We start from the raw sequence: 26,840 nt of genomic DNA on the forward strand, positions 1-26,840 counted from the left end.
CACGTCGCCGGCAGGATGCCACAGGCCGTGGCCCTTTGCGCCGCCCCCCCGCATGACGATGCGGTGGCGGCGGCTGGCCTCATTCCTCGACGAAGGGGTTCCTGCCGCCGCGCCCATGCAGGCGGATCGGCACGCCCGGCATGTCGAACGCCTCGCGGAAGCTGTTGACAAGGTAGCGCCGGTAATCCTCCGGCAGGTCCTCGGCGCGGGGTCCGAACACGGCGATCGTCGGCGGCCGCGCCTTGGGCATGGTGGCGTAGCGCAGCTTGATGCGCCGCCCATCGACCAGCGGCGGGGTATGGCGGGCCACGGCGGCCTCGAACCAGCGGTTCAGCTCGCCGGTCGGGATGCGGCGGTTCCAGCGCTCCAGCGTCTCGCGCACGGCGGGCATCAGCCGGTTCACGTTCTTGCCGGTGATCGCCGAGAGGGTGACGACGCTGACGCCCTTGAGCTGCGCCAGCGAGGCCATCAGCACGTCGTCCAGCGCGCGGCGGGCGGCGGTGCGGTCCTCCACCGCGTCCCACTTGTTCAGCGCGATGACCACGGCGCGGCCCTCGCGCTCGGCCAGGCGGGCGATGCGGAGGTCCTGCTCGTCCATCCCCAGCAGGGCGTCGAGCACCAGCACGGCCACCTCCGCCTCCTTCAGCGCGGCGATGGTGGAGCCCACCGACATCTGCTCCAGGTTCTCGATGATGCGGGCCTTCTTGCGCATGCCGGCGGTGTCCACCAGCCGCACCTTGCCGCCCGTCTCGTCGATCCACTCCACCGCCACGGCGTCGCGCGTCAGGCCGGGCTCGGGGCCGGTGATCATGCGCTCCTCGCCCAGCAGGGCGTTCAGCAGGGTGGACTTGCCGGCATTCGGGCGGCCGACGATGGCCAGCCGCAGCGGCCGGTCGCGGTCCCGCACCTCGGGGTCCTCTTCCTCCGGCAGCATCGGCAGCGCGGTGGTGTAGAGGTCGGCGATGCCCTCGCCATGCTCGGCCGAGATGGCGACGGGGTCGCCAAGGCCCAGCTCATAGGCCTCGTAGGCGGCCATGCCGCCGCCCCGCCCCTCGGTCTTGTTGGCGACCAGCAGCACCGGCGCCGGCTGGCGGCGCAGCCAGGCGGCGAAGGCGCGGTCGGAGGGGGTGATGCCGGCGCGGGCGTCGATGACGAACAGCACCAGGTCGGCCTGCCGCACCGCCACTTCGGAGCTGGCGCGCATGCGGCCGGCCACGGTGTCGGGCGGGGCCTCCTCCAGCCCCGCCGTGTCGAGCAGCAGCACGGGACGGCCGCCGATGCGCGCCTCGACCTCCTTGCGGTCGCGGGTGACGCCCGGCGTGTCGTCCACGATGGCGATTTTCCGCCCCGCGAGGCGGTTGAACAGCGTGGACTTGCCGACGTTGGGCCGGCCGATGATGGCGATACGGGGGAGCATGATACCGCCGCTTTAGAGCAGATCGCGCCCCGGCGAAACCATGTTGCGGCGCATGCCGGCCCCCCGCCCGCCGAGACACCGGGGTGGACACCGGGGGGACACCGCCCCCCGGGCCTGGATCTCAGCCGCCGCGATAGGCGACGAGGGTGCCGTCATCGGTCAGCAGCACCAGGGTCTGCTGCGCCACGGCGCCCGGCAGCAGCGTGCCGCCGGGCAGGCGCAGACGGCCCGCCACCTGCCCCTCCGCCGGATCGACCAGCAGCGCCTCGCCCCCGCTGCCGGGCAGCACGACCTGCCCGCCCGCCAGGATGGGCGTGGCGAAATAGGCCGGGTCCTGCTTCTTCTGGCCCGGCGCGGGCGCGTTCAGCTCGCTGATCCAGCGGATGCGGCCATCCTCGCGCCCCACCGCCAGCAGCTCGCCATTGGCGCCCACCAGGAACAGCCATTCCCCCGCGGCGACGGGGCTGGCGGTGCCGCCCACCTCGCGCTCCCACAGCCGGCGGCCGGAGCGCAGGTCCACCGCCATCGAGGTGCCGCCCATGCCCATGGCATAGACGCGGCCCTGGTGGATCACCGGCAGGCCGCGCACGCCGGAGATGTCGCCCAGGCCGCGCAGGCCCTGCCCGGCCAGGCTCTCCGTCCAGAGCACGCGGCCATCCTCGGGCCGCAGCGCCACCAGCTCGCCCGAGGGGAAGCCGGCGACGACGAACTCGCCCTCCACCGCCGGCGCCGGCAGGCCGAGCGGCACCGCCGTGGTCGGCTGCGCGCGATAGGCCCAGAGCCGCTTGCCGTCCTGCGCCGAGAGGCCGAGCAGCTGGTTCTCGATGGTGGGGATGAAGATGCGGCCATCGGCCACGGCGGGGGCGCCGCGCGTCGGCGCCGGCAGCCGCACCCGCCAGCGCACGGCGCCGGTGGCGGGGTCCAGCGCCAGCATCTCGGCCATGCCGGTGGCGACGTAGAGCGTGCCGTCGGCGAAGGCGCAGCCGGCGCCGACGGCGCCCGTGTCGTCATCCTCGGGCCGCGTGTCGAAGCGCCAGCGGCGGCCGCCCGAGGCAAGGTCGAAGGCCGAGACCACGCCATAGGCGTCGGCCGCGAACACCGTGCCCTGGGCGATGACGGGGCCGGCGGTGATGCGCCGGCGGTAGGAGCTGCCGGTGCCCACCGAGGCGCGCCAGGCTTCCGCCAGGCGCGGGCCCACGGCGTTGTGGCCGGCATCGTGCGTGGCGCCGCCACCGGGCTGCGGCCATTCGGCCCGCGCCTGGGGCGGCGGCAGCGCCACGGGGCGGCCGGCGATGCCGGCATCGGCCGCCAGTTCCCGCTGCGCCGTCAGCACCGAGTGGCGCTCGCCCGGCAGCGGCGGCTTGCTGTCGCCGAAAACGCCGTCCAGCAGGCCGCAGCCGCTCAGCAGGCCGGCGCCACCCAGCAGCGCGGCGCGCCGCGTCCAGATCTTCCTGTCCCGCATCATACCCCCAATCCCGCCGCGAGGCGGCTGGCGCGGTCGCGCAGGCCGCGCGGCGCGTTCACATCGGCCGCCAGGGCCTCCAGGTCACGCTTGGCCTCGGCGGTCTCGCCGCGCCGGATGGCGAGCAGCGCCCGCAGCTCCCGCGCCGAGGCGCGCCAGGGGCTGCCCGACTGGCTGCCCGTCTGCCCGCCCGCCTGGGCCAGCGGCTCCAGCCGGGCGGCGAGCAGCGCCGGGTCCTGGCTGTCCATGCCGTGCAGCGCCCACATCAGGCTGGCGAGGTCGCGGTAGAGCTGCGGCGCGGCGCTGTCGGACGCCACCTGGTCCCACATCGCCAGGGCGGCCGCGCGGTCGCCCGTCTCGGCCTTCAGCGCGGCGGCGCGCAGCAGGGAGAGGAGGCGGTAGCCGGCCGGGCTCTCGGCGGCGAGGGCGGCGAAGCGGTCGCCCACCGCCTTCAGGTCGGCGCCCTGCGCCTCGGCGGCGCGGTGCGCCTCCAGGAAGGTCGTGGCCGCCTGGCTGGCCTGCCGCTGCTCGTACCACCGCCAGCCCTGCCAGCCGCCCAGGCCGACCAGAACCAGCAGCGCCACGCCGGCCAGCATGCCGCCATATCGCACACCCAGCTGCCGGGCCCGTTCGGCCCGCAGCTCCTCCTGCACTTCGTCGAAGATATCCGGCAAGGTCCGGCCTCTGTGAAAAGTGGCGCGGACCATAGCGGCAGCGGCGCGCCACGTTAAGCCTCTGGCGGCGGAGCTTCGGCGGCGGGGCCGGGCGGCCCCGCCCCGCCCCGGCCCCGGGGCCTCAGCTGTGGAAGCTGACGGGGCGGCCTTCCGGGGCGCCCAGCGCCGTGTCGTCGCGCATCGCCACATGGCCGCGCACCACCGTCATCACCGGCCAGCCGGTGACGCGCTGGCCGGCGAAGGGCGTCCAGCCGCAGGGTGAGGCGATCCAGCTCTCCTCGATGGTGCGGGCGCGCTTCATGTCCACGATGGTGAAGTCGGCATCGTAGCCGGCGGCCAGCCGCCCCTTGCCCACCGCGCCATAGACGCGGGCCGGGCCGGCGGCCATCAGGTCCACCAGCCGGCCGAGCGAGAGGCGGCCGGCATTCACATGGTCCAGCATCAGCGGCACCAGGGTCTGCACGCCGGTCAGGCCGGCGGCGGTGGCCGGCCAGGGGCGCTCCTTGGCGGCGCGGCTGTGCGGCGCGTGGTCGGAGCCGATGCAGTCCACCGTGCCGTCGCGCACGGCGGCCCAGGCGGCCTCCTGGTGGCGGGCGTCGCGGATCGGCGGGTTCATCACCGCGTAGCCGCCGAGGCGGTCATAGGCCTCGTCCGTCTGGCTGAGGTGGTTGACCAGCACCTCCACCGTGGCGACGTCGCGGAAATCCTTCAGGTAGCCCAGCTCCTCGGCGGTGGAGACGTGCAGGATGTGGGCGGGGCGGCCGGTCTCGCGCGCCAGCGCCATCAGCCGGCGGGTGCCGAGGAAGGCGCATTCCACGTCGCGCCACTCGGCATGCAGGCGGTGCGGGCCGCCGGCGGCGTAGAGCGGCTTGCGCCCCTGCAGCCGGTACTCGTCCTCCGAGTGGTAGGCGATGCGGCGGCGGCCGGAGCGCATCACCCGCTCCAGCGAGGCATCGTCCTCCACCATCAGGTCGCCGGTCGAGGAGCCGGCGAACACCTTAATGGCGCAGACATCCGGGTTGGCCTCCAGCGCCGCCAGGGCGCCGATGTTGGAGCGCGCGGCGCCGACATAGAAGCCGATGTCGCACCAGGCGCGGCCCTTCACATAGGCGCGCTTGTCCTCCAGCGCCTGCTGGCCGGTGATGGCCGGGCTGGTGTTGGGCATGTCGAACACCGCCGTGATGCCGCCGAGGATGGCGGCCTTCGTGCCGGTCTCGATGGTCTCCACCGCCGGGTCACCAGGATCGCGCAGGTGCACATGCGGGTCGATCAGGCCAGGGAGGATGTGCAGCCCGGCGCAGTCCAGCACCTCGGCCGCCTCGGCCGTCCGCAGGTCGCCGAGCGCGGCGATGCGGCCGGCGCGCACGCCGACATCGACCTCCTCCTCGCCCCAGGGGAGCACGCAGCGTCCGCCGCGCAGGATGAGATCGTAGCTGGTCATGCGGAGCATTCCTCTCGGATGGGGCCGGTCGTGGCCTTCTCTCTAGGCAGTTTCCGCCCCGGGGGCGACCCCCGACCGCGGCTCTGCTATCCGCATCCGGCACGACCGGGAGACCAACGCCATGCCCCAGACCGGATTCTCCGAGGCGCTGCGCCGCGCCTGCGCCGAGGACTGGAACGCCGCCATCCGCCACCGTTTCGTCGACGCCATGCTGGACGGCACGGCCGAGCCGGCGCGGATGCGGGCCTACCTGGTGCAGGACTACCAGTTCATCGACCGCTTCGTGGCCCTCCTCGGCGCCGCCATCGCCAGCGCCGACAGCTACGCCGCCCGCCTGCGCCTCTCCGGCTTCCTGGCGATGATCACCAGCGACGAGAACACCTACTTCCAGCGCGCCTTCGACGCGCTCGGCGTGCCGGAGGCCGAGCGCACCGCCCCCGTGCTGAGCGGCACCACCCGCGCCTTCCAGGATCTGATGCGGGAGGCGGCGGAGAGCCGCTCCTACGCCCGGGCGCTCTCCGTGCTCGTGGTGGCGGAGTGGCTCTACCTCGCCTGGGCCAGCCGCCGCAGCGGCCCCCTGCCGCCGGATTTCGTCCATGCCGAGTGGATCACCCTGCACGACAACGACTTCTTCCGGGGCTTCGTCGGCTGGCTGCGCTCCGAGCTGGACCGGGTGGGGCCGGCGGAGGAAGCCGCCTGCGCCACGCTGTTCCGCCGGGCGGTGCGGCTGGAGCGGCAGTTCTTCGACGATCTGTACGCGTAGGAAGAAAAAGGCCGGGGGAAGGAATTCCCCCGGGCCCCCATCTTTTTTCTGCCGGTTGAGCGATACGTGGGTGGGCGGCGTGCCGCCCGGACGCTTCCCTTATCGCGCGGCCAGGTAGGCGAAGGTGTCGCCCTCCGGCATCACCCCCTCCACATGCCGGCGGTGCCAGAGCGCGTAGAACAGCAGGTGCCAAGCGGCGAAGCCCTCGCGCTTGCCGGCGGCGGCCTTGAACAGCGCCACCACCTTCTCCGGGCGGGCAATCTCCATCACCCCCGGCTGCGCCGCCACCAGCGGGCCGAGCTGCTCGCCCCGGGCACCGATCCAGGCGCCCACCGGCACGGTGAAGCCCTGCTTCGGCCGGTGCGGCTCGGCGGCGGGGAAGTTCCGCGCCAGCCACTCGCGCAGCAGCCACTTGCCGGCGCCCTTACGCACCTTCAGCCCGTCCGGCAGGCGGAACACCGCCTCGGCCACGGCGCTGTCGAGGAAGGGGGTGCGGCCTTCCGCGCCATGCGCCATCAGGCAGCGGTCGAGCTTGATCAGCAGGTCGTTGGGCAGCCAGTCGGCGACATCGAGCGCCTGGGCGGCCATCAGCCGGGTGCGGCCGGGCAAGGCCACGGCGGCCTCGGCGGCGGCGATGCCGTCCCGCCAGCCGGTCGGCGCCGCGCGCAGCACGTCCAGCCGGTCGAAGGCGCCACGGGTGCGGGGCGCCTTGCCGCCCAGCCACCAGGGGCGCATCGCGGCGCGGTAGCGTCCATAGCCGCCGAGCAGCTCGTCCCCCCCCTCGCCGGAGAGCACCACCTTCACCGCCTGCCGCGCCCGCCGCGCCAGGAACCAGGTGGGGATGATGGCGTAGTCCGCCGCCGGGTCGTCCATGGCGGCGACGATCTCGGGCAGGTGGCGCCACACATCGGCCTCGCCCACCATCACCGTCTCGTGCCGGGCGCCGGCGGCGCGGGCCAGGGTGGCGGCGCGCTCGCGCTCATCGGCGGCGCCGGGAATGTCGAAGCCGGCGGTGAAGGCGCGCACCGGCGCCTCGTTCAGCCGCGCCATCATCGCCAGCACCGCGGCGCTGTCCGTGCCGCCCGAGAGGAACATGCCGTAGGGCACGTCGCTCCGCTGGTGCAGCTCGACGCTGGAGCGGAAGGCCGCCTCGAAGCGCGCCAGCGCCTCGGCCTCGGTGGTGGCGACCGGCCCGCCCTCGGGCAGGGCGGCGCGGCGCCGGCGCTCCAGCACCTTGCCTTCCGAGATGGCGATGGTCTCGCCCGGCAGCACGCGCCGGATGCCCTCGAAGATGGTCTCCGCGCCGGTGGTGAACTGCATCTGCAGCAGCTCGGCCCGCGCCTCGGGGCGCAGCCTCGGCGCCACCAGCCCGGCGCCGATCAGCGCCTGCGGCTCGGAGGCGAAGGCGATGCCGCCCGGCAGCTCGGCGGTGTAGAGCGGCTTGATGCCGAAGGGGTCGCGCGCCAGCACCACCTGCCGGGTGGCGCGGTCGTGCACGGCCAGCGCGTACATGCCGCGCAGCCGCTCGGCGAAGGCCAGCCCGTCGCGCCGGAACAGGTGCAGCGGCGGCTCGCAGTCGCTGCCGGTGGCGCAGAGGAGCTGGTTCTCGGTGCGCAGCTCCCGGTAGTTGTAGACCTCGCCATTGCCGACCAGCGCGGCGGGCCCGGCGAAGAGCGGCTGGTCGCCGCCCGCCAGGTCGATGATGGCCAGCCGGGTGTGCGCCAGCGCCACATTGGCCGCCACATGGTGGCCGGCGCCATCGGGGCCGCGATGCGCCAGCGCGTCGGTCAGGCGTTGCAGCAGCGCCGCATCCGGAACGGCGCGCCCATGCAGCGAGAGGCCGGCGATTCCGCACATGGCTCAGCTCTCTTGGCCGCGTGGCATGGCGGCGAAGCGTCGGGACAACGGGAAAGGAGCCGCCCGTGGGGGCCGGAGCATCGGTCCCGGCCGCCCCGGGCGGGGCTGGGTCTGCGGCAGCATCGGGGCCATGCGCATGAAATTCTCAACCCTACCAAGCGGCTCGGGGGGGTTCCTGTCAAGGCACGACAAGGCGGGGCGGGCCGGAGGCTGCGTTCTTGCCTCGCCCGGGGCGGCATGGTTCTTTCCCGCGCCCTTCTTGCCGCCCCCGCCGGGAGTTGCCCCGCCCATGCCCCCTTCCGACACGCGCGGCCTGCGCGGCGCGAGCCTGCCGATCGGGCTGATGCTGGCCATAGCCCCCGCGGTGGCGGTGCTCCAGTTCCGCGCCGTGGCGCTGCTCACCGTGCTGGGCTTCCTCGCCGCCGTGGCGCTGCATGGATGGGAGCGGCGGCGCCTGCCGGGCGCGCGCGGCCCCGGCCTGCTGCCCTGGCCGCGCCCCGCCGTGCTGGCGCCGGTCCTGCTGCCGATGGGCTGGCTGCTGGCCAGCGCCGCCTGGTCCATCGAGCCGGGCCGCGCCGCCACCACCGCGCTCACCCTGGGCCTCTACATCCTGCTCGGCGCCATGGCGGCGCGGGCGGTGGCGGAACAGCCGCCGCACCGGCTGCGCGCCGTGCTGCGCTGCCTGGGCTGGGGGCTGGCGGCGGGCATCGCCCTGGCCCTGCTCGACCATGCCAGCGGCAACTGGCTGCGCGCGGCGGTGCGCGGCATTAGCCCGGCCGAGGCGCCGCCCAACCTGCCCTTCGGGCTGAAGCCGGCGGTCTCCATCATTGCCGTGCTGCTGCCGCTGGCGCTGTGCCTGCCCCATGCCCACCCGGCGGTGCTGCCGCGCGCGCTGCGCTGGGCGCTGCTGCCGGCGGGGCTGCTCACCGTGCTGTGGCTGCCGGCCGAATCCGCCAAGATCGCCGTGCTGGCCGGGCTGGCGGCGATGGCGGCGGCCTGGCTGCTGGGCGCCTGGGTGGCGCGCGCCGCCGGTGCCCTGCTGGCCGTTGCCGTGCTGGCGGCGCCGCTGATGTTCAGCGCCGCACTGCCCCGCCTGCCGGCGCTGGACGCCATCCCGCCCTCCGCCGCGCACCGCGTGCTGATCTGGGAGTTCGTGCTGGAGCGGATCGGCGAGCGGCCGCTGCTCGGCTGGGGCGGCGAGTCCAGCCGCAGCCTGCCCGGCGGGCGGGACACCTTCACGCCCGAGGCGCTGGAACGCTTCGGCCTCGGCGGCGCCGTGTCGCGCGCCTGGTTCGAGGGGGTGCGGGCGCAGCGCCTGCCGCTGCACCCGCACAACGCCCCGCTGCAGATCTGGCTGGAGCTGGGCGCGGTGGGCGCGCTGCTGGCGGCGGGGCTGCTGCTGTGGCTGGGCTGGCATGGCGCGGCGCTGCACGCCCCCGCCGCCGCCGGGCTGCTGACATCGGGCGGGGTGGTGGGCATGCTCAGCTACGGCGTGTGGCAGGCCTGGTGGATCGGCGTGCTGCTGCTGCTGGCGGTGGGCCTCACCGCCCTCGCCCGGCTGCGCGCCACGCCGTGAGGCCCGGCGGCAACGGTGGCCGCGGCGGCGCATTGTCCCCGCCGGAACCTCCCGGGAGAATGGCATGAGGCTGGCCCAGGTGATGGCGGGCGCCCCGATGGGCGGCGCCGAGAGCTTCTATGAGCGCCTCTGCTGCGCCCTGCACGCCGCGGGGGAGGAGGTGCTGCCGCTCATCCGCGCCAACCCGGCCCGCGCGGCGCGGCTCTCGGTGCGGGGACTCACGCCGGTGCAGCTGCGCTTCGGCCAGCGCTGGCTGGACTTGCCTACCCATCTCCAGATGCGCCGCCACCTGCACGCCTTCCAGCCCCAGGCGGTGGTGGCCTGGATGAACCGCGCCGCCGGCTTCACCCCGCGCGGCCCCTGGACTCTGGTCGGCCGCCTCGGCGGCTATTACGACCTGCGCCACTACCGCCATTGCGACCACCTGGTGGGCAACACGCGCGGCCTGCGCCGCTGGATGCTGGAGCAGGGCTGGCCGGAGGCGCGGGTGCACCACCTGCCCAACTTCGCCGAGGACATGGCCGGCGCCCTGCCCGCCGAGCTGCCCGCCGAGCCGGCGGTTCCGGAGGGCGCGCCGCGCCTGCTGGCGCTCGGCCGGCTGCACGCCAACAAGGCCTTCGATACGCTGCTGCGCGCCCTGCCGCATGTGCCGGGCGCCGTGCTGCTGCTGGCCGGCGAGGGGCCGGAGCGCGAGACCCTCACCCGCCTGGCCGGCGAACTGGGCGTGGCGGAGCGCGTCCGCTTCCTCGGCTGGCGGCAGGACACGGCGGCGCTGCTGGCGGCCTGCGATGTGATGGTCTGCCCCTCCCGCCACGAGCCGCTGGGCAATGTGGTGCTGGAAGGCTGGAGCGCCGCCCGCCCCGTGGTGGCCACCGATGCCGATGGCCCCGCCGAGCTGATCCGCGACGGCGAGACGGGCCTGCTGGTGCCGCGCGACCAGCCGGAGGCGCTGGGCCGCGCCCTGGCTACCCTGCTGGCCGACCCCGGGCGCCGCGCCACGCTGGCCGCGGCCGGCCGCGCCGCCTACGAGGCCAGCTTCTCCGAGACCGCCGTGGTGGCGCAGTGGCAGGATTTCCTGCGCCGGGTCTCGCCCGGCGCGGGCTGAGGCCCCGGCTTCCGGTCTCAGCCTTCCGGCGGTTCCCCTGGTGCGTCCCCTGGTGTGTCCAGCAGGGCCACCGCCGCCGCCAGCGCCGCCTCGACGCCGAGCGCCTCCATCGGCGCCCGGCCCGGCAGGCCACGCGCCAGCACCGCCCGCGCCCGCCGCCCCACCGGCGCGTATTCCGCCGCCGGGGTGGGGCCGAACAGCCCCAGCGTGGGCGTGCCCGCCGCCGCCGAGAGGTGCATCAGCCCCGAATCATTGCCCACGAACAGCGCGCAGCGGGAGAGCAGCGCCGCCGCCTCCGGCAGTTCCAGCCGCCCCACCAGGTCGACCGCCTGCGGCAGCGCGGCCAGCACGGGCGCCGCCATGGCGGCCTCGGTGGCGCCGGGTCCGGCCAGCACCACGGGGCGCGCGCCCTCCAGCCGCCCGCCCGGCGCCGTCAGCGCCTGGAACAACGCCACGAAGCGCTCCGGCGGCCACACCTTGCCCGCCCAGTTGGCGCTGGGGCCGAGGGCGAGATAGGGCCCCTCCCCCGGCAGCAGCGCCGCGGCCTTCGCCGCATCCTGCGGGCCGAACCAGGCCACCGGGCGCGGCGCCGGGTGCAGCCCCAGCACGCCCGCCAGTTGCAGCAGCTTGTGGCCGGGCCGCCGCCCGCCGCGCATCACCGCGCGGCGCCGCGTCCGCACCAGCCAGGAGAGGGCGGAGCCGCGCAGATCCACCACCAGGTCCCAGCGCTGCCGCGCCACCTGCCCCCAGAGCGAGAACCAGTGCCCCGAGAAGCGCTGCTTGGCGAGCAGGATGGTGGCCTCCCGGTTCGGCATGCGGGCGAACACGCCTTCGGCCACCGGCCCGCAGGCCACGGTGATCCGCGCGCCGGGATAGGTCCGCAGCAAATGGTCCAGCAGGCCGGTGGAGAGCACCGCATCCCCGATCCGGGTGGCGGTCACGAACAGGATGCGCATGGTCGGGCGCGGCTCTAGCACGGTTTCCGCGCCGCGCGCAGAGGGACATGCCGCCGCTTGCCTCGGGCCGCCGGAACGCCAAATCTCATATCATGCCCATCGCCCCCCTCCCCGACCGCGCCGTGGTGGAACTGACCGGCGAGGACCGTGTCAGCTTCCTCCAGGGCCTCGTCTCGAACGACGTGGCGCGCGCCACCCCCGGCCATGCGGTCTGGGCCGCGCTGCTGACGCCGCAAGGCAAGTGGCTGGCCGACTTCTTCATCCTCGCCACGCCGGAGGCCCTGCTGCTCGACTGCGCCGCCGCCCAGGCGGAGATGCTGGCGCAGCGCCTCTCCCGCTTCCGCCTGCGCGCGAAGGTGGCGCTGGCGGCGCGGCCCGATCTCGGCGTGCTGGCCGGCTGGGGCGGCGCGGCCGTGCCGCAAGGCGCCATCGCGGCGCCCGACCCGCGCCTGCCGGAGGCCGGCTGGCGCGCCATCCTGCCCGCCGCCGACCTGCCCGCCGGGAATGGCGACTATGCCCGCCACCGCCTCGCCCTTGGCCTGCCGGACGGCGCGCCGGACCTGGAGCCGGAGAAATCCGTGCTGCTGGAGGCCGGCTTCGACGAGCTGGACGGAATCTCCTGGAGCAAGGGCTGCTACATGGGTCAGGAGCTGACGGCCCGCACCAAGTATCGCGGCCTGCTGAAGCGGCGGCTGGTGCCGGTCGATGTGCAGGGGCCGCTGCCGGCGCCGGGCACGCCCATCCGGCGCGGCGAGGCGGAGGTGGGGGAGATGCGCTCCGGCCATGCCGAGGGGCTGGGGCTGGCGCTGCTGCGGCTGCCCATCCTGGGGGATGAGGCGCTGACCTGCGGCGAGGCCACGCTCATGCCGCGTATTCCGCACTGGATGCGGCTGCCGGAGAAGGCGGCGCCGTAGAAAAAGAAAAGGCCGGGGGAAGGAATTCCCCCGGGCCCCCATCTTTTTTTCTGTCTGTTTACGCGGTGCGATCGGTGCCGCCGGCCAGGGCGGCCTGGGCCGCCGCCAGCCGCGCCACCGGCACGCGGTAGGGCGAGCAGGAGACGTAGTCCAGCCCGACGCTTTCGCAGAACTGGATCGAGGCAGGGTCGCCGCCATGCTCGCCGCAGATGCCGAGCTTCAGGTCCTGCTTCACGCCACGGCCCTTCTCGGCGGCGATCTGCACCAGCGCGCCCACGCCCTCCGGGTCGATCGAGACGAAGGGGTCCTTCGGCAGGATGCCCTTCTCGACATAGTAGGGCAGGAACTTGCCGGCATCGTCGCGCGAGAGGCCGAAGGTGGTCTGCGTCAGGTCGTTGGTGCCGAAGGAGAAGAAATCCGCCGTGCCGGCGATGGCATCGGCCGTCAGGCAGGCGCGCGGCAGCTCGATCATGGTGCCGACCAGGTACTCGATCTCCAGCCCGGCCTCGGCGAAGACCTCCTTCGCAACCTTGTCCACCTGGGCGCGGGTGATCTCCAGCTCCTTCTTCGCGGCGACGAGCGGGATCATGATCTCCGGCACCGGCGCCTTGCCCGTCTCCTGGGCGGTGGCCACCGCCGCCTCGAAGATGGCGCGCGCCTGCATCTCGTAGATCTCGGGGAAGGTCACACCGAGGCGGCAGCCACGGTGGCCGAGCATCGGATTGGCTTCCGAGAGGTCGGCGGCACGGCGCTGCATGGTGGCGAGGTCGGCGCCCAGGCTCGCCGCCACCTCGGCCAGCTCCTCCTCCCGGTGGGGCAGGAACTCGTGCAGCGGCGGGTCGAGCAGGCGGATTGTCACCGGCAGCCCGGCCATGATGCGGAACAGCTCGATGAAGTCGGCGCGCTGGAAGGGCAGCAGCTTGGCCAGCGCGTCGCGCCGCCCGCCCTCGCTCTCGCTCATGATCATCTGCCGCACGGCGCCGATGCGCTCGGGGTCGAAGAACATGTGCTCGGTGCGGCAGAGGCCGATGCCCTCGGCGCCGAACTTGCGGGCGGTGTCGGCGTCCAGCGGCGTCTCGGCGTTGGCGCGCACCTTCAGGCGGCGCACCTTGTCGGCCCAGCCCATCAGCGTGGCGAAGTCGCCGGAGAGCTGCGGCTCCACCATCGCCACGGCGCCGAGGAAGATCTCGCCCGTGGCGCCGTCCAGCGTGATGGTCTCGCCCGCCTGCACGGTCTGGCCGCCGGCGCGGAGCTGCTGGCTGTTGTAGTCCACCACCACGCCGCCGGCACCGGCCACGCAGGGCCGGCCCATGCCGCGCGCCACCACCGCCGCGTGGCTGGTCATGCCGCCGCGCGTGGTGAGGATGCCCTTGGCGGCGTGCATGCCGTGGATGTCCTCGGGGCTGGTCTCGATGCGGACCAGGATGACGCTCTCGCCCTTGGCGGCGCGCGTCTCCGCCTCGTCGGCCGAGAACACCACCGTGCCGCAGGCGGCGCCGGGCGAGGCCGGCAGGCCCTTCGAGATCAGGTTGCGCGGCGCCTTGGGGTCCAGCGTCGGGTGCAGCAGCTGGTCGAGCGAGCCGGGGGCCACGCGCTTCACCGCCTCCCGCTCGTCGATCAGCCCCTCGCGCGCCATGTCGACGGCGATCTTGAGGCTGGCGGCGGCGGTGCGCTTCCCGTTGCGCGTCTGCAGCATGTACAGCTTGTTCTGCTGCACGGTGAACTCGATGTCCTGCATGTCCGTGTAGTGCTGCTCGAGCGTCTGCCGGACCTGCACCAGCTCGGCATAGGCGGCGGGCATGGCCTCTTCCATGCTGCGCTCGCCCGGCTTGGAGCGGGCCTTGGACATGGGCTGCGGCGTGCGGATGCCGGCCACCACATCCTCGCCCTGGGCGTTGATCAGGTACTCGCCGTAGAAGATGTTCTCGCCCGTGGAGGGGTCGCGGGTGAAGCAGACGCCGGTGGCGCAATCCTCGCCCATGTTGCCGAACACCATGGCCTGCACGTTCACCGCCGTGCCCCAGCTGGCCGGGATGTCGTGCAGCCGGCGGTAGGTGTTGGCGCGCTGGTTCATCCAGCTGCCAAACACGGCGCCGATGGCGCCCCAGAGCTGCGCCTTCGGCTCCTGCGGGAAGGGACTGCCCAGCACCTCCTCCACCATCGCCTTGTAGTGGGCGACGACCTGCTTCCAGTCCTCGGCGGTCAGCTGCGTGTCCTCGGAGACGCCCTTGTCCAGCTTGGCGTCCTCGATGATCTCCTCGAAGCGGTGGTGGTCCACGCCCAGCACCACGGAGCCGTACATCTGGATGAAGCGGCGGTAGCTGTCCCAGGCGAAGCGCGAATCGCCCGAGGCGGTGGCGAGCCCCTCCACCGTGCGGTCGTTCAGGCCGAGGTTCAGCACCGTGTCCATCATGCCCGGCATGGAGACGCGGGCGCCGGAGCGGACGGAGACCAGCAGCGGCTTCGCCTCGTCGCCGAAGGAGAGGCCGACGGCCTGCTCGATGCGCGCCAGCGCCTCGGCCACCTGGGCCTCCAGCTCGGCGGGGTACTGCTTGCCGTTGTCGTAGTAGTAGGTGCAGACCTCGGTGGTGATGGTGAAGCCCGGCGGCACGGGCAGGCCGATCGAGGCCATCTCCGCCAGGTTGGCCCCCTTGCCACCCAGCAGATTGCGCATCTCGGCCTTGCCGTCATTGCGGCCGGCGCCGAAACCATACACCCACTTCTGCATCTCGGGTCTTCCTCAGCCTTCGATCTTGGAGAAATCGGCCACCTGGTCGATCGCGGCCCGGAGTCGGGCCAACAAACCTAGACGGTTGCGCCGGAGTTGCGCATCCGCATCGTTCACCACCACCTTCTCGAAGAAGGCGTCCACCGGCGCGCGCAGGCGCGCCAGGGCTTCCATGGCGGCCATGTCGTTCTCGGCGGCGAGCGCCGCCTGCGCTTCCGGCAGCGCGCCGTCCAGCGCGGCGGAGAGCGCCGCCTCCTCCGCCGCGGTGAAGCGGGCGGGGTCGGTCTCGGGACGGTGCGGCCCGTCCTTCTTGTCCTCGATGCGGAGGATGTTGGCGGCGCGCCGGTAGGCGGCCAGCAGATTGGCGCCATCCTCCCCTTCCAGGAAGGCGCGCAGCGCCGCGGCGCGGGCCAGCACCCGGACGAGATCGGCGCCGCCACCCGCTCCCAGCGTGGCCGCCAGCACGTCGTGCCGCTCGCCCTCGGCGCGCAGCTGCACGCGCAGCCGGTCGGCCAGGAAGTCCAGCAGCCCGGCGGCGAAGGCGGCCACCATCGGCGGGTGGGCGGATTTCGGGCCGGGCTGGAAGCCGGCCTTCATCGCCTCCTGCGCCACCGCCATGCCGAATTCAGGCTCGGCCGTGGCGCCCACGGCCTGCGGGTAGCCGAAGAAGGCCTCGGCCAGCGCGTCCGCCAGGTCCAGCCGCAGCCCGTTCTCGCGCAGGATGCGGATGACGCCAAGCGCCGCGCGGCGCAGCGCATAGGGGTCGCCCGAGCCGGTGGGGCGTTCATCGGCGGCGAAGAAGCCGGCGAGCTGGTCCAGCTTGTCGGCCAGCGCCACGGCGATCGCCACCGGCTCGTCGGGCACCGAGTCGCCCGGGCCCATGGGGCGGTAATGCGCGGCGATGGCCTCGGCCACCCGCGCATCCTCGCCATCCTTCAGCGCGTAGTAGCGGCCGATGATGCCCTGCAATTCGGGGAACTCGCCCACGAGGCCGGTGGCGAGGTCGGCCTTGGCCAGCTTCGCGGCACGGGCGGCCAGCGCCGGCTCGGCGCCGACGCGCGGCGCCAGCCACTCGGCCAGCCGTGCCAGCCGCGCCACGCGCTGCCCCTGGGTGCCAAGCTTCGCGTGGAACACCACGCTCTCCAGCTTCGGCAGGAAGGCTTCCAGCGCCTGCCTGCGGTCGAGGTCCCAGAAGAAGCGGGCGTCCGACAGGCGGGCGCGCAGCACGCGCTCATTGCCGCCGACCACGGCCTTGCCGCCATCATGGGCGGCGATGTTGGACACCACCGCGAAGCAGGGCGCCGCCCCGCCTTCCGGCCGGCGCAGCGCGAAGTAGCGCTGGTTGACCCGCATGGTGGTGCGCATCAGCTCGGGGGGGAGGTCCATGAAGGCGTCGTCGATGCGGCCGAGCAGGGGCACGGGCCATTCGACCAGCCCCGCCACCTCCGCCACCAGCCCCTCATCCGGCACCACCTCGACCCCCTCCCGCGCGGCCAGCGCCGCGATACCGTCACGCACAAGCCTGGCGCGCTCAACGGGGTCGATAACAACGTGCCGTGCGGCGAGTTGCGTCGCATAATCCGAGAAATTTCTAACCGAAAAGTCACCCGGCGAGAGAATCCGGTGCCCCTCGGTGCGGTCGGCGCTGGCCAGCCCGTGCCCGTCATCCTCCCCCTGCACAAGGGTGAAGGGCACCACCGCGCCATCGAACAGACAGAGGATACGCTTCAGCGGCCGCACCCAGACGAAGGTGCTGGTGCCACCCCAGCGCATCGACTTCGGCCAGGGGAAGCGGCGCAGGAGACCAGGAATGATCTCCGCCAGCACCTCCGGCGTCGGCCGCCCGGGCCGGCGGATGACAGCGTACAGATAAGTGCCGCCCTTGCCCTCGCGCGCCTCCAGCTGCTCCCGCGTCAGGCCGGTGGAGCGCAGGAAGCCTTCCAGCGCCGGGCCGGTGGCGTCGGCGCGCGGGCCGCGGCGCTCCTCCTCCACGGCCTTGGTGCCGGCGGGCAGCTCGGCCACCAGCGCCAGGCGGCGGGGGCCGTACAGCGTGCGCAGCCCCTCCGCCGGCAGGCCCGCGCCCTTCAGCGCCTCGCCCAGCAGGCGCGCCAGGTCCTCGGCCGCGCGCGCCTGCATGCGGGCGGGGATTTCCTCGGAGAAGAGTTCGAGCAGGAGTTCGGGCATCGTGGGCCTTGCGGGGAAAGGGCCGGAAGGAAGGCTGGCGCGGAATTCGGGCGCCAGCATGGCAGTTCGGCGGGGCGGATGGGCGGCTCAGCCGCCGGGGGCCATCCAGGTCTCGCAGCAGCGCTTCGCCAGCGCCCGGACCCGGCCGATATAGGCCGCCCGCTCCGTCACGCTGATGGCGCCGCGGGCATCGAGCAGGTTGAAGGCGTGGCTGGCCTTGATGCACTGGTCATAGGCCGGCAGGGCCAGCCCCTTCTCCACCAGCGCGGCGCACTCCGCCTCGGCGTCCCGGAAGTGCTGGAACAGCAGGGCGGTGTCGGCGTGCTCGAAATTGTAGGCGGAGAATTCCTTCTCGGCGCGCAGGAACACATCGCCATAGGTGACGCCCTGGCCGTTGAAATCCAGGTCGTACACATTCTCGACGCCCTGGATGTACATGGCCAGCCGCTCCAGCCCGTAGGTCAGCTCGGCGCAGGGCTTCTCCACCGGGATGCCGCCCACCTGCTGGAAATAGGTGAACTGCGTCACCTCCATCCCGTCGCACCACACCTCCCAGCCGAGGCCCCAGGCGCCCAGCGTCGGGCTCTCCCAATCGTCCTCGACGAAGCGGATGTCGTGCAGGGCGGGGTCGATGCCGAGCGCCTTGTAGCTCTCGATGAGCAGCGCCTGCGGGTCGGCCGGGCTCGGCTTCAGGATGACCTGGTACTGGTAGTAGTGCTGCAGCCGGTTCGGGTTCTCGCCGTAGCGGCCATCCGAGGGGCGGCGGGAGGGCTGCACATAGGCCGCCTTCCAGTCCTTCGGCCCCAGCGCGCGCAGCGTGGTGGCCGGGTGGAAGGTGCCGGCGCCCATTTCCATGTCGTAGGGCTGCAGGATCACGCAGCCCTGCGCGCTCCAGAAGCGGTGCAGCGTCAGGATGATGTCCTGGAAGCTGAGCGGCTTCCCGGCGGGAGGCGGCGCGGGGGCGTGTGTGATCTGCTGCGTCTCGGTCATCTGTTCTGGGCGTGCCTGGGGCTTGCGGCCGTGTTGCGCGGCGCACCATAAGACCCGCCACACCCCCCCGGCAAGGAAGGGCACACCATCATGGCCGCCACCGAGACCCTGATCCGCAGCTACTACGCCGCCTTCAACGCGGGGGACGTGGAGGGCATGCTGGCCCTGCTCGCCGAGGATGTGGCGCATGACATCAACCAGGGCGCGCGGGAGACCGGCATCCCCGCCTTCCGCGCCTTCATGGCCCGGATGAACGCGCATTACCGCGAGGAGTTGAAGGACATCGTGGTGATGGTGGGCGAGAGCGGCGCCCGCGCGGCGGCCGAGTTCACCGTGCACGGTACCTATCTCGCCACCGATGCCGGCCTGCCGGAGGCGCGCGGCCAGACCTATGTGCTGCCCGCCGGCGCCTTCTTCGAGGTGCGGGGGGAGAAGATCGCCCGCGTGTCGAACACCTACAACCTGGCAGACTGGATCGCCCAGGTCGGTGGCTGAGGCCCGCTGGCGGCTGGCGGTCTTCGACTTCGACGGCACGCTGGCCGACAGCTTCCCCTGGTTCCGCGCCGCCCTGCCGGAGACCGCCGCCCGCTTCGGCTTCCACAGCCCGGCGGCGTCGGAACTGGAGACGCTGCGCGGCTGCGACTCGCGGGAGATCCTGCGCCGGCTGGCAGTGCCGGCCTGGCGCCTGCCGGCCATCGTGGCGCATCTGCGCGCGCGCAAGCGGGCGGCGGCGGGCGAGATTCCCCTGTTCCCGGGCGTGCCGGAGATGCTGGCGGCGCTGCGGCTGGCCGGCCTGCCCGTGGCCATCGCCAGCTCCGATTCGGAGGCTTCCATCCGCATGACGCTGGGGCCGGAGGCGGGGCGGATCGGCGCCTATGCCTGCGGCGCCTCGCTCTTCGGCAAGCCGCCCCGGCTGCGCGGCCTGCTGCGGCAGGCGGGGCTCGCCCCCGCCCAGGCCCTCTATATCGGCGACGAGTTGCGGGACGCCGAGGCGGCCCGTGCCGTCGGCATGGGCTTCGCCGCCGTCTCCTGGGGCTATGCCCGGCCCGAGGCCCTGGCCGCCACCGCACCGCTGGCGCTGTTCCGCTCGGTGGCGGAGATCGCCCCGTTCTGTGCGGGCAGCGCCGCTTCCTCGGCTGAATCGTAGCGGCGCTGGGCGGCCAGCACCTCGCCGATATGCGCCTCCGCCCAGTGGCGCAGCGTCTCCAGCGCACGGGCGAGGTCGGTGCCGAGCGGGGTGATGGCGTATTCCACCGTCACCGGCATGGTGGCGAAGACCCGCCGGCTCACCAGCCCGTCCCGCTCCAGCCGGCGCAGCGCCTGGGCCAGCACCTTCTGCGAGATGCCGGTGGCCCGGCGCAGCGCGCCGAAGCGCCAGGGGCCGCGGGAGAGCAGCACCAGCAGCATCACCGTCCATTTGTCGGCGATTCGGTCCAGCACCAGCCGGGTCGGGCAGTCGGGGTTGAACAGGTCGCCCGGGCAGGGCCCGGCGGTGTCGTCATCGGCCATGGTTACCTCACGGTCACCAGATGGGCGGAAAGTGCCTTCTTCCGCCCCGGCGTGTCCTCAGCCTATCTGGTTTCCAACGGATACCACATTCCCGAAGGAACCTCGACCTTGCGTATCGCCCTCATCGGCGCCTCCGGCCAGGCCGGCTCCCGCATCCTGGCCGAGTTGGCCCGGCGTGGCCACGCCGTCACCGCCATCGCCCGCGACGCCGGCAGGATCGCGGCGCTGCCCGGCGTCACCCCGCGCGCCGCCGACCTGCACGACATCCCGGCCCTCGCCGCCCGGCTCGCCGGACACGATGTGGCGATCAGCAGCGTCCACTTCACCGCCAGCGACCCCGAGGCGCTGATCGGCGCGGTGAAGCAGGCCGGCGTGGCGCGCTACCTGGTGGTGGGCGGCGCCGGCAGCCTGGAGGTGGCCCCCGGCCTCAAGCTGTTCGACACGCCCGATTTTCCGGCCATCTACCGGGAGGAGGCCCGCCGGGGCGGCGCCTTCCTGGAGCGGCTGAAGCAGGAGGCGCTGCTCGACTGGACCTTCCTCTCCCCCTCCGCGATGTTCGTCCCCGGCGAGCGCACAGGCAGGTTCCGGCTCGGCGCCGACCGGCTGCTGCTGGACGCAAGCGGCAGCAGCACCATTTCCTTTGAGGACTACGCCGTGGCCCTCGCCGACGAAATCGAGCACCCGGCCCACCGGCGCCGACGCTTCACCGTGGGATATTGATGACCATCCTGCACTACATCCACGACCCGCTCTGCGGGTGGTGCTACGCGGCCACCGCCCTGCTGGAGGCCGCCCGCGCGCGGCCCGAGATCCGGCTGCGCATGCATGGCGGGGGCCTCTGGCACCCCGCCGCCCGGCTGCGGGAGGGGCAGCGCCAGCACATCCTGGAAGCCGATGCGCGCATCGGCGCCCTGACCGGCCAAGTCTTCGGGCCGGGCTACCGGGCGCTGCTGGCGGACCCGGAGACGGTGTTCCACTCCCGCCCCACCATCGCCGCCCTGCTGGCGGTGCCGGAGCCGCTGGCGCCGGCCATGCTGCGCGCCATCCAGCGCGCGCACTATGTGGAAGGGCTGCGGGTGGTGGAGGATGGCGTGCTCGCCGCCCTCGCCATGGAGCTGGGGCTCGATGAGGCGGAGTTCCGCGCCAGCCTCGCCGCCGCGCCGGTGGAGGCGCACATCAACACCACCCGCCGGCTGATGCAGCGCGTGGGCGCCACCAGCTTCCCCACCTTCCTGGCGGAGCGGGACGGCAACATCGAGATCGTGCCGCACATGGATTGCTACGAGGATCCGGCGGCATTCGTGGCAAGGCTGTAGGAGACGTTCTTTTTTGGAAAAAAGAACCAAAAAACTTTTGTCAGTTTGGGGTGCGCCAACACAAAGCGGGACGCCAAACTGACAAAGTCTTTTTGCTTCTTTTTCTTCAGAAAAAGAAGGTCACTTCATCAACGCCGCGAAGTCCTTGTCCAGAGCGGACAGCGCCGCGTCGATCGCGCCGCGCCGCTCGACGATCCAGCCCTCCTGCGCCGCGAGGGAGGATTTCGCCGCCTCCAGCATCCGCGTCAGCTCGGCCGGCTGCGGGCCGCCGGAGGTGGCGCGGTCGCGGATGATCGCCACCGGGTCCAGCGCGGCGCGGAACTCCGCCTCGCTCATCGGCAGGGCACCGCCCTCCACCTTCATCTCCTGAAGCGTGTGCGCGTAGATGCGCTGCGCCTCGGCATAGGGGAAGTCGCTGGGGCGGATGTCATGCGCCTTGGCATGGTCCACCACCTCGGAGGCAAAGTGGTGGCCGACGCGGAAGGGCAGCCGGTATTTCCGCATCAGCACGTCCGCCACCTCCTGCGAGGCGGTCCAGTCGCTGTTCAGCTCCTCCAGCGCGCGCTCGGGGCTGATGACCACGGCGTTCAGCACCCGCTCCCAGCTCGCCAGCGTGCGCAGCGCGGCGGCGACGACGGCGGTGTTGTCGCGCACGGCCTTCGGGTCGCTCATGCCGGGCGGGATGTTGTGCGCCTGGATGAGCCGCCCGATGCCGAGCGAGACGGCGCGCGAGGCCTCGGCGCGGGTGTCGTTCAGCAGGCCGGGGTTGCGCTTCTGCGGCATGGCGCTGGAGACATAGGTATTGCCATCCCCTTCGCGCAGCAGGATCCAGGGGCGTGGCTGCGCATACTGCGTCATCACGTCCTCGACGAAGGCGCCGGCATGGATGGCGATGCTGCCGGCCACGGCGCCGATCTCCACCGGCATCTCGGCGGCGGTGATCTGCGCGGCGTCGTAGGCATTGTCCACCAGCGCGGGGAAGCCGAGATAGCGCGCCATGCGCTCGCGGTTCAGCGGCCAGCTCGTGCCGTTCAGCACCGTGGTGCCCATGGGCGAGCGGTCCAGCCGCGCATAGGCCTGGCGCAGCCGCTCCGCGTCCCGCTCCAGCCCGGCGATGTGGCCGAGCAGCATGTGCGCGTAGCTGTTAGGCTGGGCGGCGACGCCATTGGTGTAGTTGGGCACGATGGTGCCGGTGTTGCGCTCGGCCAGGCGCAGCATGGCGGCGGTGGTCTTGTGGAGCTGGGTGGCGAGCTTCAGCAGCTCGTCGCGCAGGATGGCGGCGCGCACGGTGGAGAGCATGTCCTGGCTGGAGCGCCCCGCATGCAGCAGCGTGGCCTCGACGCCGGCGGCCTCGATCAGCAGCGGCTCGAAGGTGATGACGGTCGTGGGCCGCTTGCCGCCCGGCTGCTCCCCCGCCTGCAGCACCGTCCGCAGCCCGGCGGCAATGCGCGGCGCGGCCGCCGGGTCGAGCAGCCCTTCCTGGCTGTTGATGACGGCGCTGGCCTTGTTGATCTCGCCCAGCCAGTAGAATTCGTCGCGCCGCGTCTGCGCCGCCGCCGGCAGCGCGATGGCGCAGGCCAGCACGGCCCCGAGCCATACCTTCATGGTGTTTCTCCCGATTTTTGCATGTCAGGGAAGTTGTTCTTTTTTGGAAAAAAGAACCAAAAAACTTTTGTCGGTTGGCGCACTCCGGGGAGAGGCGGGACGCCAGACTGACAAAGTCTTTTTGCTTCTTTTTCTTCAGAAAAAGAAGATTTCCCTTACACCCACTCACCCTTGCGCATCACCGGCGTGGCGGCGCCATCGAAGCCGATGCCATCCACATCCACCTCGGCCGAGCCGATCATCCAGTCCACATGGATCAGGCTGGAATTGCCGCCGCGCGCCGCGAAGGTCTCGTCGCTCATGCCTTCGGCGTCGGTGAAGCACTTCTTGTAGGCCTGGCCGAGGGCGATGTGGCTGGCCGCGTTCTCGTCGAACAGCGTGTTGAAGAACAGCAGCCCGGTCTGCGAGATGGGCGAGGAATGCGGCACCAGCGCCACCTCGCCCAGCCGCCGCGCGCCCTCGTCGGTGCCGATCATCTTCTGCAGCACGTCCTGCCCGCTGCTGGCCTGCGCCTCGACGATCCGCCCGCCCTCGAAGCGCACGCGGATGTCGCGGATCAGCGTGCCGGCATGGGCGAGCGGCTTGGTGGCGGCGACGGTGCCCTCGGTCATCGCCGCGTGGGGGGTGGTGAACACCTCCTCCGTCGGGATGTTGGGGTTGCCGGTGATGCCGTTCAGCGCCTTGGAGGAGCCGCCCATCCAGGAATGCTCGTCGGCCAGGCCCACGGTGAGGTCGGTGCCCGGCCCCTGGAAGCGCAGCGCGCGGAAGCGGCGCTCGTTCAGCATCTTCCGGCGCGTCATCAGCGCGGCGTTGTGCGCCGCCCAGTTGGCGCGCGGGTCCGGCGTGTCGGCGCGGGTGGCGGCGAAGATCGCGTCCCACAGCTTCGCTACCGCCTGCGCTTCCGGCAGTTCGGGGAAGACGGTGCGCGCCCAGGCGGCGGAGGCGAAGGGCACCAGCGTCCAGTTGATGGCGGACGCCGTGATCAGCTCCAGCGCCGGCCGGTAGGCCTTGGAACGGGCGCGGTTGGCGCGGGATATCTTCTCGGGGTCCTGGCCCGCCAGCAGGTTGGGGTCATCCCCCACCACGGCCAGGCGCGCGGCGCCGCCGCGGAAGGCGGCGGCCATGCCCTCGTACATCCAGCCCGCCGCCACGTCGAAGCTCTCGGGCGCGGCGTGGCGGTAGCGGGCGAGCGCCGTCTCGTCATCCGAGAGCAGCGGCGTGACGAGGGAAGCGCCGGCCTTGTAGGCCTCGGCCACGATGCGGCGCACCAGGGGCAGGGATTCGATGGAGGCGGTCATCACCAGCTCCTGCCCCGGCTTCATGCCGCCGAGGCCGACATGCACGGCGAGCTCCGCCAGACGGTCCAGGCGCGGGTCCTCGGCCAGGGAGGCGGTGGTTGGCACAGGCTGGTCCATGCGGCGGGTCCTCGGCGGTTGGGGCGCGCGCGGGGCAGAAGGGCTGGCCCGGCGCGCGGCCCGGGGAAAACCGGATCGGCGATGCGCCGCCCCGCTGGGAGGGGCGCGGCTCCCGCCAATGCGGCCCCGGCGGGGCCGGCTGTCAAGGGGCGCGGCTCAGCTCTCCGCCTGCGCCTCCATGTGGCTGGCGAACTGCCGGTGCTCGGCCGTCATGGCCTGGGCGGCGCGCAGCGCGGCCTCGCGCAGCCAGCCCTCGGGGCGCTGCGCCAGGTCGGCGCGGATCGCCGCCGCGTGGTCGCCGGTGCCGAGATGGATGGCCGCCATCTCCCGCCCCATCGCCTTCAGCATCTTCTCGCCCAGCAGCACCTCGCGGCCCAGCGTCTCGTCCGGCCCGTGGTCCCAGTCGGGCGAGATGGGGCGGTCGGTCTCGATCTTGCGGTTGTTCGGGGAAAGGCGCCGCACGGCCACGCCATCCGTCACGCGGTACCACGGGTCTGGCGCCCGGTGGCGGCCGGTGGCGATCTCCAGGCAGCGCACGGCGCGGCCATGCCGGCCGTGCAGCCGCACCCAGGCGGAGGGCAGCACCGCCTTGGCCTCGCGCAGCACCCAGTCGCCGCGCCACCGTGCCTGCGCCACCCAGCGCGGCCGGCCGAGGCTGCCGAGCCCGGCGCTGCGGTACCAGAAGCGCGGCTCAGTGGCGCCCTGCGGCAGGGCGGCGCGCAGCGCGGCCTCGTAGCGCGGGAAGAAAACAGGGCGCTCCGCCCCGTCGCGCTTCTCGAAGCGGCGGCGCTTGCGCTTCAGCTTCTCCCAGAAGGCGTCGCGGTGCTCGTCGGGTACCATCACGGTGCGGCGCAGCCAGCGGTGGTCGCGGTCCAGCAGGGTGGGGCCGGGCTTGCGGACTCCCTTGAGGTAGCCGGCCAGCAGATGCGCGGCGATCGGCTCCGCCTCGCGCCAGTCCGGCTCCGGGCTGGCCAGCAGTCCGCTGGTGGCCAGCCGCACCAGGTCGAGCGCATAGGGCATCTCGGCCGCCTCGTCATAGTCGTTCACGCCCCAGACGAGGCGGCCCTCGGCATCCCGCCAGGTGCCGAAATTCTCCAGGTGGATGTCGCCCACCGCCAGCACGGTGGGGGCATCGGCCAGTTCCGGGAACAGCGCCAGCGCCGTCTCGGCCCAGCGGAAATAGGTGGCGCGCAGGAAGCCGAAGGCATCCCCCGCCATCTCGCGCCGCTTCTCGGCCAGTCCCTCCTCCACCAGCTCATGCCCCAGCTCGTGGCGCAGAAAGGCTTCGTAGGCGGCGTTCGAGGCCAGGATGTCCATGCAGGCTCCTCACAAGGGCAAGGCCAAGGGGCGGGGGTCAGGGGGCAGGAATCAGAGGGCAGGGGGCGCCGGGCCGAGGGTCGGGCCGGCCGCCGCCTCCGGCAAGCGAAAAAGCCGGCGCGCCGACGGGAACCGGCTGCTCGCCGCGTGGTCCTTCATGGGGGCCACCGGGCGGGCAGGAGGTGCAAGCGCCGGCCGCCCCCTACCCCCTCCCCTACGGAGCCAGCGCCATGCCGCCCCACACCCCCCGCAACCGGCCCGGATGCACCTGCCACCCCGGCCTTCCCGCCGCTTCCTCCCCGCCAAGCCCGTTCCCGCCAAGCCCGTTCCCCTCAGGCCCGTTCCCGCCGCGGGCGGCGGGTGGGCTGGCGCCGCGCGGCCTGCTGGCCGCCACCGCCGGGCTGGTCGCCGGCGCCCTGCCGGGCCGGCCCCGCGCCGCCGGCGCCATGCCGCAGACGAGCCTGACCGCCCAGCAGGCGCTCGAGCTGATGAAGCAGGGCAACGACCAGTTCCGCACCGACGCCCCCTACCGTTCCGCCCAGGGCCGCGAGGACCGGGTGAAGCTGGCGGTGGGGCAGGCGCCCTTCTGCGTGCTGGTGGGCTGCTCCGACAGCCGCGTGTCGCCGGAGCTTCTGTTCGGCCGTGGCCTGGGCGAGCTGTTCATCGTCCGCAACGCCGGCAACACGGTGGACACGGCGGCGCTGGGCAGCATCGAGTATGGCGTGGGGGTGCTGGGCTGCCCGCTGGTCGTCGTGCTGGGGCATGAAAGCTGCGGCGCCGTCGCCGCCGCGCTGGAGGTGGTGGCGCGCAACGCCACCTTCCCCGGCGTGATCGGCGAGATGGTGCAGCCGATCATCCCGGCCATCCTCGCCGCGCGCGCGGCGGACGGCACGGTGGGGCTGGACGCGGCGGTGGAGGCCAATGCCCGCCGCGTCGCCGCCCGGCTGAAGACGCAGAGCCCGGTGCTGCAGGCGGCCTCGCATTCGGGCCGGCTGAAGATCGTCGCCGCGCGCTACGATCTGGATGATGGCGATGTCAGCTGGTTCGAGGATCTCTGAGCGCCCCCGGCCATCCCCAGTCGGCCTCAGCCCGGCATCCGGAGCGGGGCGGAATGGCGGTACACGAGGTCGCCCGCTTCCGGCCGCCGCGCCAGCGGGTCCAGCGCGGCCCCCAGCCGCTCCGCCACCGCGGCGGAGCGGCGGTTCCCGGGGCCGACATAGCTGACGAGGGTGGCAAGGCCGAGCGTGCCGAAGGCCCAGTCGCGCATCGCGCGGGCCGCCTCGGTGGCGTAGCCCCGGCCTTCCTGCCCCTCATAGAGCAGCCAGCCCAGCTCCTTCTCCGGAAAGAGCGGGCCATGGTTGATGCCCACCTGCCCGACGCATTCGCCCGAGCCGGGCAGCGCCAGCATCAGCGCCCCGTGCCCGAACAGCGCCCACTGCGCCACGTCGTGGCAGAACAGGCCCCAGGCTGCCCGGGGGCCGAAGGGGCCGCCCATGCCGGCCGCGCGCGGCGAGGCCATCAGCCGCGCATAGGCCGGAAAATCCGCTGCCACCGGCGGGCGCAGGATCAGGCGGGGCGTCGTCAGGGTCGGGATCGCGGAACCGGACATGG

The 26,840-nt window shown here is 73.1% G+C and carries 23 protein-coding genes; 9 read left to right on the forward strand and 14 right to left on the reverse strand.

Translation table 11 applies throughout. The features are described 5' to 3' along the window. Positions 1 to 79: 79 nt before the first annotated feature. The 4 genes from der to ACFOY6_RS07725 form a co-directional block, all read right to left on the reverse strand. Positions 80 to 1,417: a ribosome biogenesis GTPase Der gene (gene der, locus ACFOY6_RS07710; RefSeq protein ID WP_109516804.1), complete on the reverse strand. Its 1,338-nt coding sequence runs from the start codon at positions 1,415 to 1,417 to the stop codon at positions 80 to 82. Positions 1,418 to 1,538: 121 nt separating this feature from the next. Continuing rightward, complete coding sequence (locus tag ACFOY6_RS07715) at positions 1,539 to 2,879, reverse strand: outer membrane protein assembly factor BamB family protein (protein ID WP_379649965.1); 1,341 nt, start codon at positions 2,877 to 2,879, stop codon at positions 1,539 to 1,541. Next, entirely contained in the window at positions 2,879 to 3,553 is a 675-nt protein-coding gene (locus tag ACFOY6_RS07720; RefSeq protein WP_379649967.1) for a tetratricopeptide repeat protein, read from the reverse strand. Before ACFOY6_RS07720 ends, ACFOY6_RS07715 begins: the two co-directional genes overlap by 1 nt. Before the next feature lie 121 nt (positions 3,554 to 3,674). After that, positions 3,675 to 4,994, reverse strand: a complete 1,320-nt coding sequence (locus ACFOY6_RS07725) for a dihydroorotase (RefSeq protein ID WP_379632709.1) — start codon at positions 4,992 to 4,994, stop codon at positions 3,675 to 3,677. Positions 4,995 to 5,115: 121 nt separating this feature from the next. Here ACFOY6_RS07725 and ACFOY6_RS07730 point away from each other — a divergent pair, with 121 nt between their 5' ends. Continuing rightward, the gene (locus ACFOY6_RS07730; RefSeq protein WP_109516801.1) at positions 5,116 to 5,757 is read left to right on the forward strand and encodes a TenA family protein; all 642 of its coding nucleotides are present in this window, start codon (positions 5,116 to 5,118) and stop codon (positions 5,755 to 5,757) included. A 99-nt stretch (positions 5,758 to 5,856) separates the two neighbouring features. On the opposite strand, the gene asnB is transcribed toward ACFOY6_RS07730, so the two are convergent. Next, complete coding sequence (asnB, locus tag ACFOY6_RS07735) at positions 5,857 to 7,614, reverse strand: asparagine synthase (glutamine-hydrolyzing) (RefSeq protein ID WP_379649970.1); 1,758 nt, start codon at positions 7,612 to 7,614, stop codon at positions 5,857 to 5,859. A 289-nt stretch (positions 7,615 to 7,903) separates the two neighbouring features. Between asnB and ACFOY6_RS07740 the strand changes: the two genes are divergently transcribed. Beyond that, on the forward strand, positions 7,904 to 9,190 hold the full coding sequence (locus ACFOY6_RS07740) for an O-antigen ligase family protein (protein ID WP_379649972.1): 1,287 nt from the start codon (positions 7,904 to 7,906) through the stop codon (positions 9,188 to 9,190). 64 nt (positions 9,191 to 9,254) lie between these two features. Then, positions 9,255 to 10,295: a glycosyltransferase gene (locus ACFOY6_RS07745; RefSeq protein WP_379632699.1), complete on the forward strand. Its 1,041-nt coding sequence runs from the start codon at positions 9,255 to 9,257 to the stop codon at positions 10,293 to 10,295. 17 nt (positions 10,296 to 10,312) lie between these two features. Here ACFOY6_RS07745 and ACFOY6_RS07750 read toward each other — a convergent pair whose 3' ends face one another. After that, entirely contained in the window at positions 10,313 to 11,251 is a 939-nt protein-coding gene (locus ACFOY6_RS07750) for a glycosyltransferase family 9 protein (protein ID WP_379632697.1), read from the reverse strand. A 92-nt stretch (positions 11,252 to 11,343) separates the two neighbouring features. Here ACFOY6_RS07750 and ygfZ point away from each other — a divergent pair, with 92 nt between their 5' ends. Further along, on the forward strand, positions 11,344 to 12,165 hold the full coding sequence (ygfZ, locus tag ACFOY6_RS07755; RefSeq protein WP_379649975.1) for a CAF17-like 4Fe-4S cluster assembly/insertion protein YgfZ: 822 nt from the start codon (positions 11,344 to 11,346) through the stop codon (positions 12,163 to 12,165). A gap of 58 nt (positions 12,166 to 12,223) precedes the next feature. Here the strand turns inward: ygfZ and ppdK are convergent, their stop codons facing one another. The 3 genes from ppdK to ACFOY6_RS07770 all read right to left on the reverse strand — a co-directional run bounded on the left by ppdK (position 12,224) and on the right by ACFOY6_RS07770 (position 18,067). After that, a complete protein-coding gene (gene ppdK, locus ACFOY6_RS07760; RefSeq protein WP_109516795.1) occupies positions 12,224 to 14,893 on the reverse strand; it encodes a pyruvate, phosphate dikinase in 2,670 nt (889 codons plus the stop codon). 12 nt (positions 14,894 to 14,905) lie between these two features. After that, positions 14,906 to 17,077 (reverse strand): glycine--tRNA ligase subunit beta, encoded by a 2,172-nt coding sequence (glyS, locus tag ACFOY6_RS07765; RefSeq protein ID WP_379649978.1) that lies wholly within the window; start codon positions 17,075 to 17,077, stop codon positions 14,906 to 14,908. Positions 17,078 to 17,164: 87 nt separating this feature from the next. After that, positions 17,165 to 18,067, reverse strand: a complete 903-nt coding sequence (locus ACFOY6_RS07770) for a glycine--tRNA ligase subunit alpha (RefSeq protein WP_379632691.1) — start codon at positions 18,065 to 18,067, stop codon at positions 17,165 to 17,167. Positions 18,068 to 18,157: 90 nt separating this feature from the next. Between ACFOY6_RS07770 and ACFOY6_RS07775 the strand changes: the two genes are divergently transcribed. Both ACFOY6_RS07775 and ACFOY6_RS07780 read left to right on the forward strand, forming a co-directional pair. Continuing rightward, positions 18,158 to 18,562, forward strand: coding sequence for a ketosteroid isomerase-related protein (locus ACFOY6_RS07775; RefSeq protein WP_109516793.1), 405 nt, complete (start codon positions 18,158 to 18,160; stop codon positions 18,560 to 18,562). Further along, complete coding sequence (locus ACFOY6_RS07780; protein WP_379649980.1) at positions 18,555 to 19,214, forward strand: HAD hydrolase-like protein; 660 nt, start codon at positions 18,555 to 18,557, stop codon at positions 19,212 to 19,214. The genes ACFOY6_RS07775 and ACFOY6_RS07780 overlap by 8 nt, the downstream gene beginning before the upstream one ends. Here ACFOY6_RS07780 and ACFOY6_RS07785 read toward each other — a convergent pair. Beyond that, positions 19,103 to 19,576 carry a winged helix-turn-helix transcriptional regulator gene (locus ACFOY6_RS07785; RefSeq protein ID WP_379632687.1) on the reverse strand — a complete coding sequence of 158 codons (474 nt, stop codon included), beginning with the start codon at positions 19,574 to 19,576 and terminating at the stop codon, positions 19,103 to 19,105. The genes ACFOY6_RS07780 and ACFOY6_RS07785 overlap by 112 nt on opposite strands. Positions 19,577 to 19,684: 108 nt before the next feature. Here ACFOY6_RS07785 and ACFOY6_RS07790 point away from each other — a divergent pair, with 108 nt between their 5' ends. After that, a complete protein-coding gene (locus ACFOY6_RS07790) occupies positions 19,685 to 20,296 on the forward strand; it encodes an NAD(P)-dependent oxidoreductase (protein WP_379649982.1) in 612 nt (203 codons plus the stop codon). Further along, positions 20,296 to 20,892 carry a DsbA family protein gene (locus tag ACFOY6_RS07795; protein WP_109516789.1) on the forward strand — a complete coding sequence of 199 codons (597 nt, stop codon included), beginning with the start codon at positions 20,296 to 20,298 and terminating at the stop codon, positions 20,890 to 20,892. The genes ACFOY6_RS07790 and ACFOY6_RS07795 overlap by 1 nt, the downstream gene beginning before the upstream one ends. A gap of 120 nt (positions 20,893 to 21,012) precedes the next feature. Here the strand turns inward: ACFOY6_RS07795 and ACFOY6_RS07800 are convergent, their stop codons facing one another. The 3 genes from ACFOY6_RS07800 to ACFOY6_RS07810 form a co-directional block, all read right to left on the reverse strand. Next, positions 21,013 to 22,497, reverse strand: a complete 1,485-nt coding sequence (locus ACFOY6_RS07800) for an argininosuccinate lyase (protein WP_379649984.1) — start codon at positions 22,495 to 22,497, stop codon at positions 21,013 to 21,015. 155 nt (positions 22,498 to 22,652) lie between these two features. Further along, positions 22,653 to 23,912 (reverse strand): aminopeptidase, encoded by a 1,260-nt coding sequence (locus ACFOY6_RS07805; protein ID WP_379649986.1) that lies wholly within the window; start codon positions 23,910 to 23,912, stop codon positions 22,653 to 22,655. 156 nt (positions 23,913 to 24,068) lie between these two features. Next, a complete protein-coding gene (locus ACFOY6_RS07810; protein WP_379649988.1) occupies positions 24,069 to 25,229 on the reverse strand; it encodes a DUF2252 family protein in 1,161 nt (386 codons plus the stop codon). 230 nt (positions 25,230 to 25,459) lie between these two features. On the opposite strand from ACFOY6_RS07810, the gene ACFOY6_RS07815 reads away from it, so the two are divergent. Next, positions 25,460 to 26,287, forward strand: coding sequence for a carbonic anhydrase (locus ACFOY6_RS07815; RefSeq protein ID WP_379649990.1), 828 nt, complete (start codon positions 25,460 to 25,462; stop codon positions 26,285 to 26,287). A 26-nt stretch (positions 26,288 to 26,313) separates the two neighbouring features. Here the strand turns inward: ACFOY6_RS07815 and ACFOY6_RS07820 are convergent, their stop codons facing one another. Continuing rightward, positions 26,314 to 26,838 (reverse strand): GNAT family N-acetyltransferase, encoded by a 525-nt coding sequence (locus ACFOY6_RS07820; RefSeq protein WP_379632678.1) that lies wholly within the window; start codon positions 26,836 to 26,838, stop codon positions 26,314 to 26,316. Positions 26,839 to 26,840 lie beyond the last annotated feature (2 nt).

It is taken from the genome of Teichococcus aestuarii (assembly GCF_042651065.1).
Classification (GTDB): Bacteria; Pseudomonadota; Alphaproteobacteria; order Acetobacterales; family Acetobacteraceae; genus Pseudoroseomonas; species Pseudoroseomonas aestuarii.

Bases quoted from the DNA above. Each gene is read 5' to 3' on its own strand.
- der (WP_109516804.1), bottom strand. From the start codon at position 1,417: ATGCTCCCCCGTATCGCCATCATCGGCCGGCCCAACGTCGGCAAGTCC.
- ACFOY6_RS07715 (WP_379649965.1), bottom strand. From the start codon at position 2,879: ATGCGGGACAGGAAGATCTGGACGCGGCGCGCCGCGCTGCTGGGTGGC.
- ACFOY6_RS07725 (WP_379632709.1), bottom strand. From the start codon at position 4,994: ATGACCAGCTACGATCTCATCCTGCGCGGCGGACGCTGCGTGCTCCCC.
- ACFOY6_RS07730 (WP_109516801.1), top strand. From the start codon at position 5,116: ATGCCCCAGACCGGATTCTCCGAGGCGCTGCGCCGCGCCTGCGCCGAG.
- asnB (WP_379649970.1), bottom strand. From the start codon at position 7,614: ATGTGCGGAATCGCCGGCCTCTCGCTGCATGGGCGCGCCGTTCCGGAT.
- ACFOY6_RS07740 (WP_379649972.1), top strand. From the start codon at position 7,904: ATGCCCCCTTCCGACACGCGCGGCCTGCGCGGCGCGAGCCTGCCGATC.
- ACFOY6_RS07745 (WP_379632699.1), top strand. From the start codon at position 9,255: ATGAGGCTGGCCCAGGTGATGGCGGGCGCCCCGATGGGCGGCGCCGAG.
- ACFOY6_RS07750 (WP_379632697.1), bottom strand. From the start codon at position 11,251: ATGCGCATCCTGTTCGTGACCGCCACCCGGATCGGGGATGCGGTGCTC.
- ygfZ (WP_379649975.1), top strand. From the start codon at position 11,344: ATGCCCATCGCCCCCCTCCCCGACCGCGCCGTGGTGGAACTGACCGGC.
- ppdK (WP_109516795.1), bottom strand. From the start codon at position 14,893: ATGCAGAAGTGGGTGTATGGTTTCGGCGCCGGCCGCAATGACGGCAAG.
- glyS (WP_379649978.1), bottom strand. From the start codon at position 17,077: ATGCCCGAACTCCTGCTCGAACTCTTCTCCGAGGAAATCCCCGCCCGC.
- ACFOY6_RS07770 (WP_379632691.1), bottom strand. From the start codon at position 18,067: ATGACCGAGACGCAGCAGATCACACACGCCCCCGCGCCGCCTCCCGCC.
- ACFOY6_RS07775 (WP_109516793.1), top strand. From the start codon at position 18,158: ATGGCCGCCACCGAGACCCTGATCCGCAGCTACTACGCCGCCTTCAAC.
- ACFOY6_RS07785 (WP_379632687.1), bottom strand. From the start codon at position 19,576: ATGGCCGATGACGACACCGCCGGGCCCTGCCCGGGCGACCTGTTCAAC.
- ACFOY6_RS07795 (WP_109516789.1), top strand. From the start codon at position 20,296: ATGACCATCCTGCACTACATCCACGACCCGCTCTGCGGGTGGTGCTAC.
- ACFOY6_RS07800 (WP_379649984.1), bottom strand. From the start codon at position 22,497: ATGAAGGTATGGCTCGGGGCCGTGCTGGCCTGCGCCATCGCGCTGCCG.
- ACFOY6_RS07805 (WP_379649986.1), bottom strand. From the start codon at position 23,912: ATGGACCAGCCTGTGCCAACCACCGCCTCCCTGGCCGAGGACCCGCGC.
- ACFOY6_RS07810 (WP_379649988.1), bottom strand. From the start codon at position 25,229: ATGGACATCCTGGCCTCGAACGCCGCCTACGAAGCCTTTCTGCGCCAC.
- ACFOY6_RS07815 (WP_379649990.1), top strand. From the start codon at position 25,460: ATGCCGCCCCACACCCCCCGCAACCGGCCCGGATGCACCTGCCACCCC.
- ACFOY6_RS07820 (WP_379632678.1), bottom strand. From the start codon at position 26,838: ATGTCCGGTTCCGCGATCCCGACCCTGACGACGCCCCGCCTGATCCTG.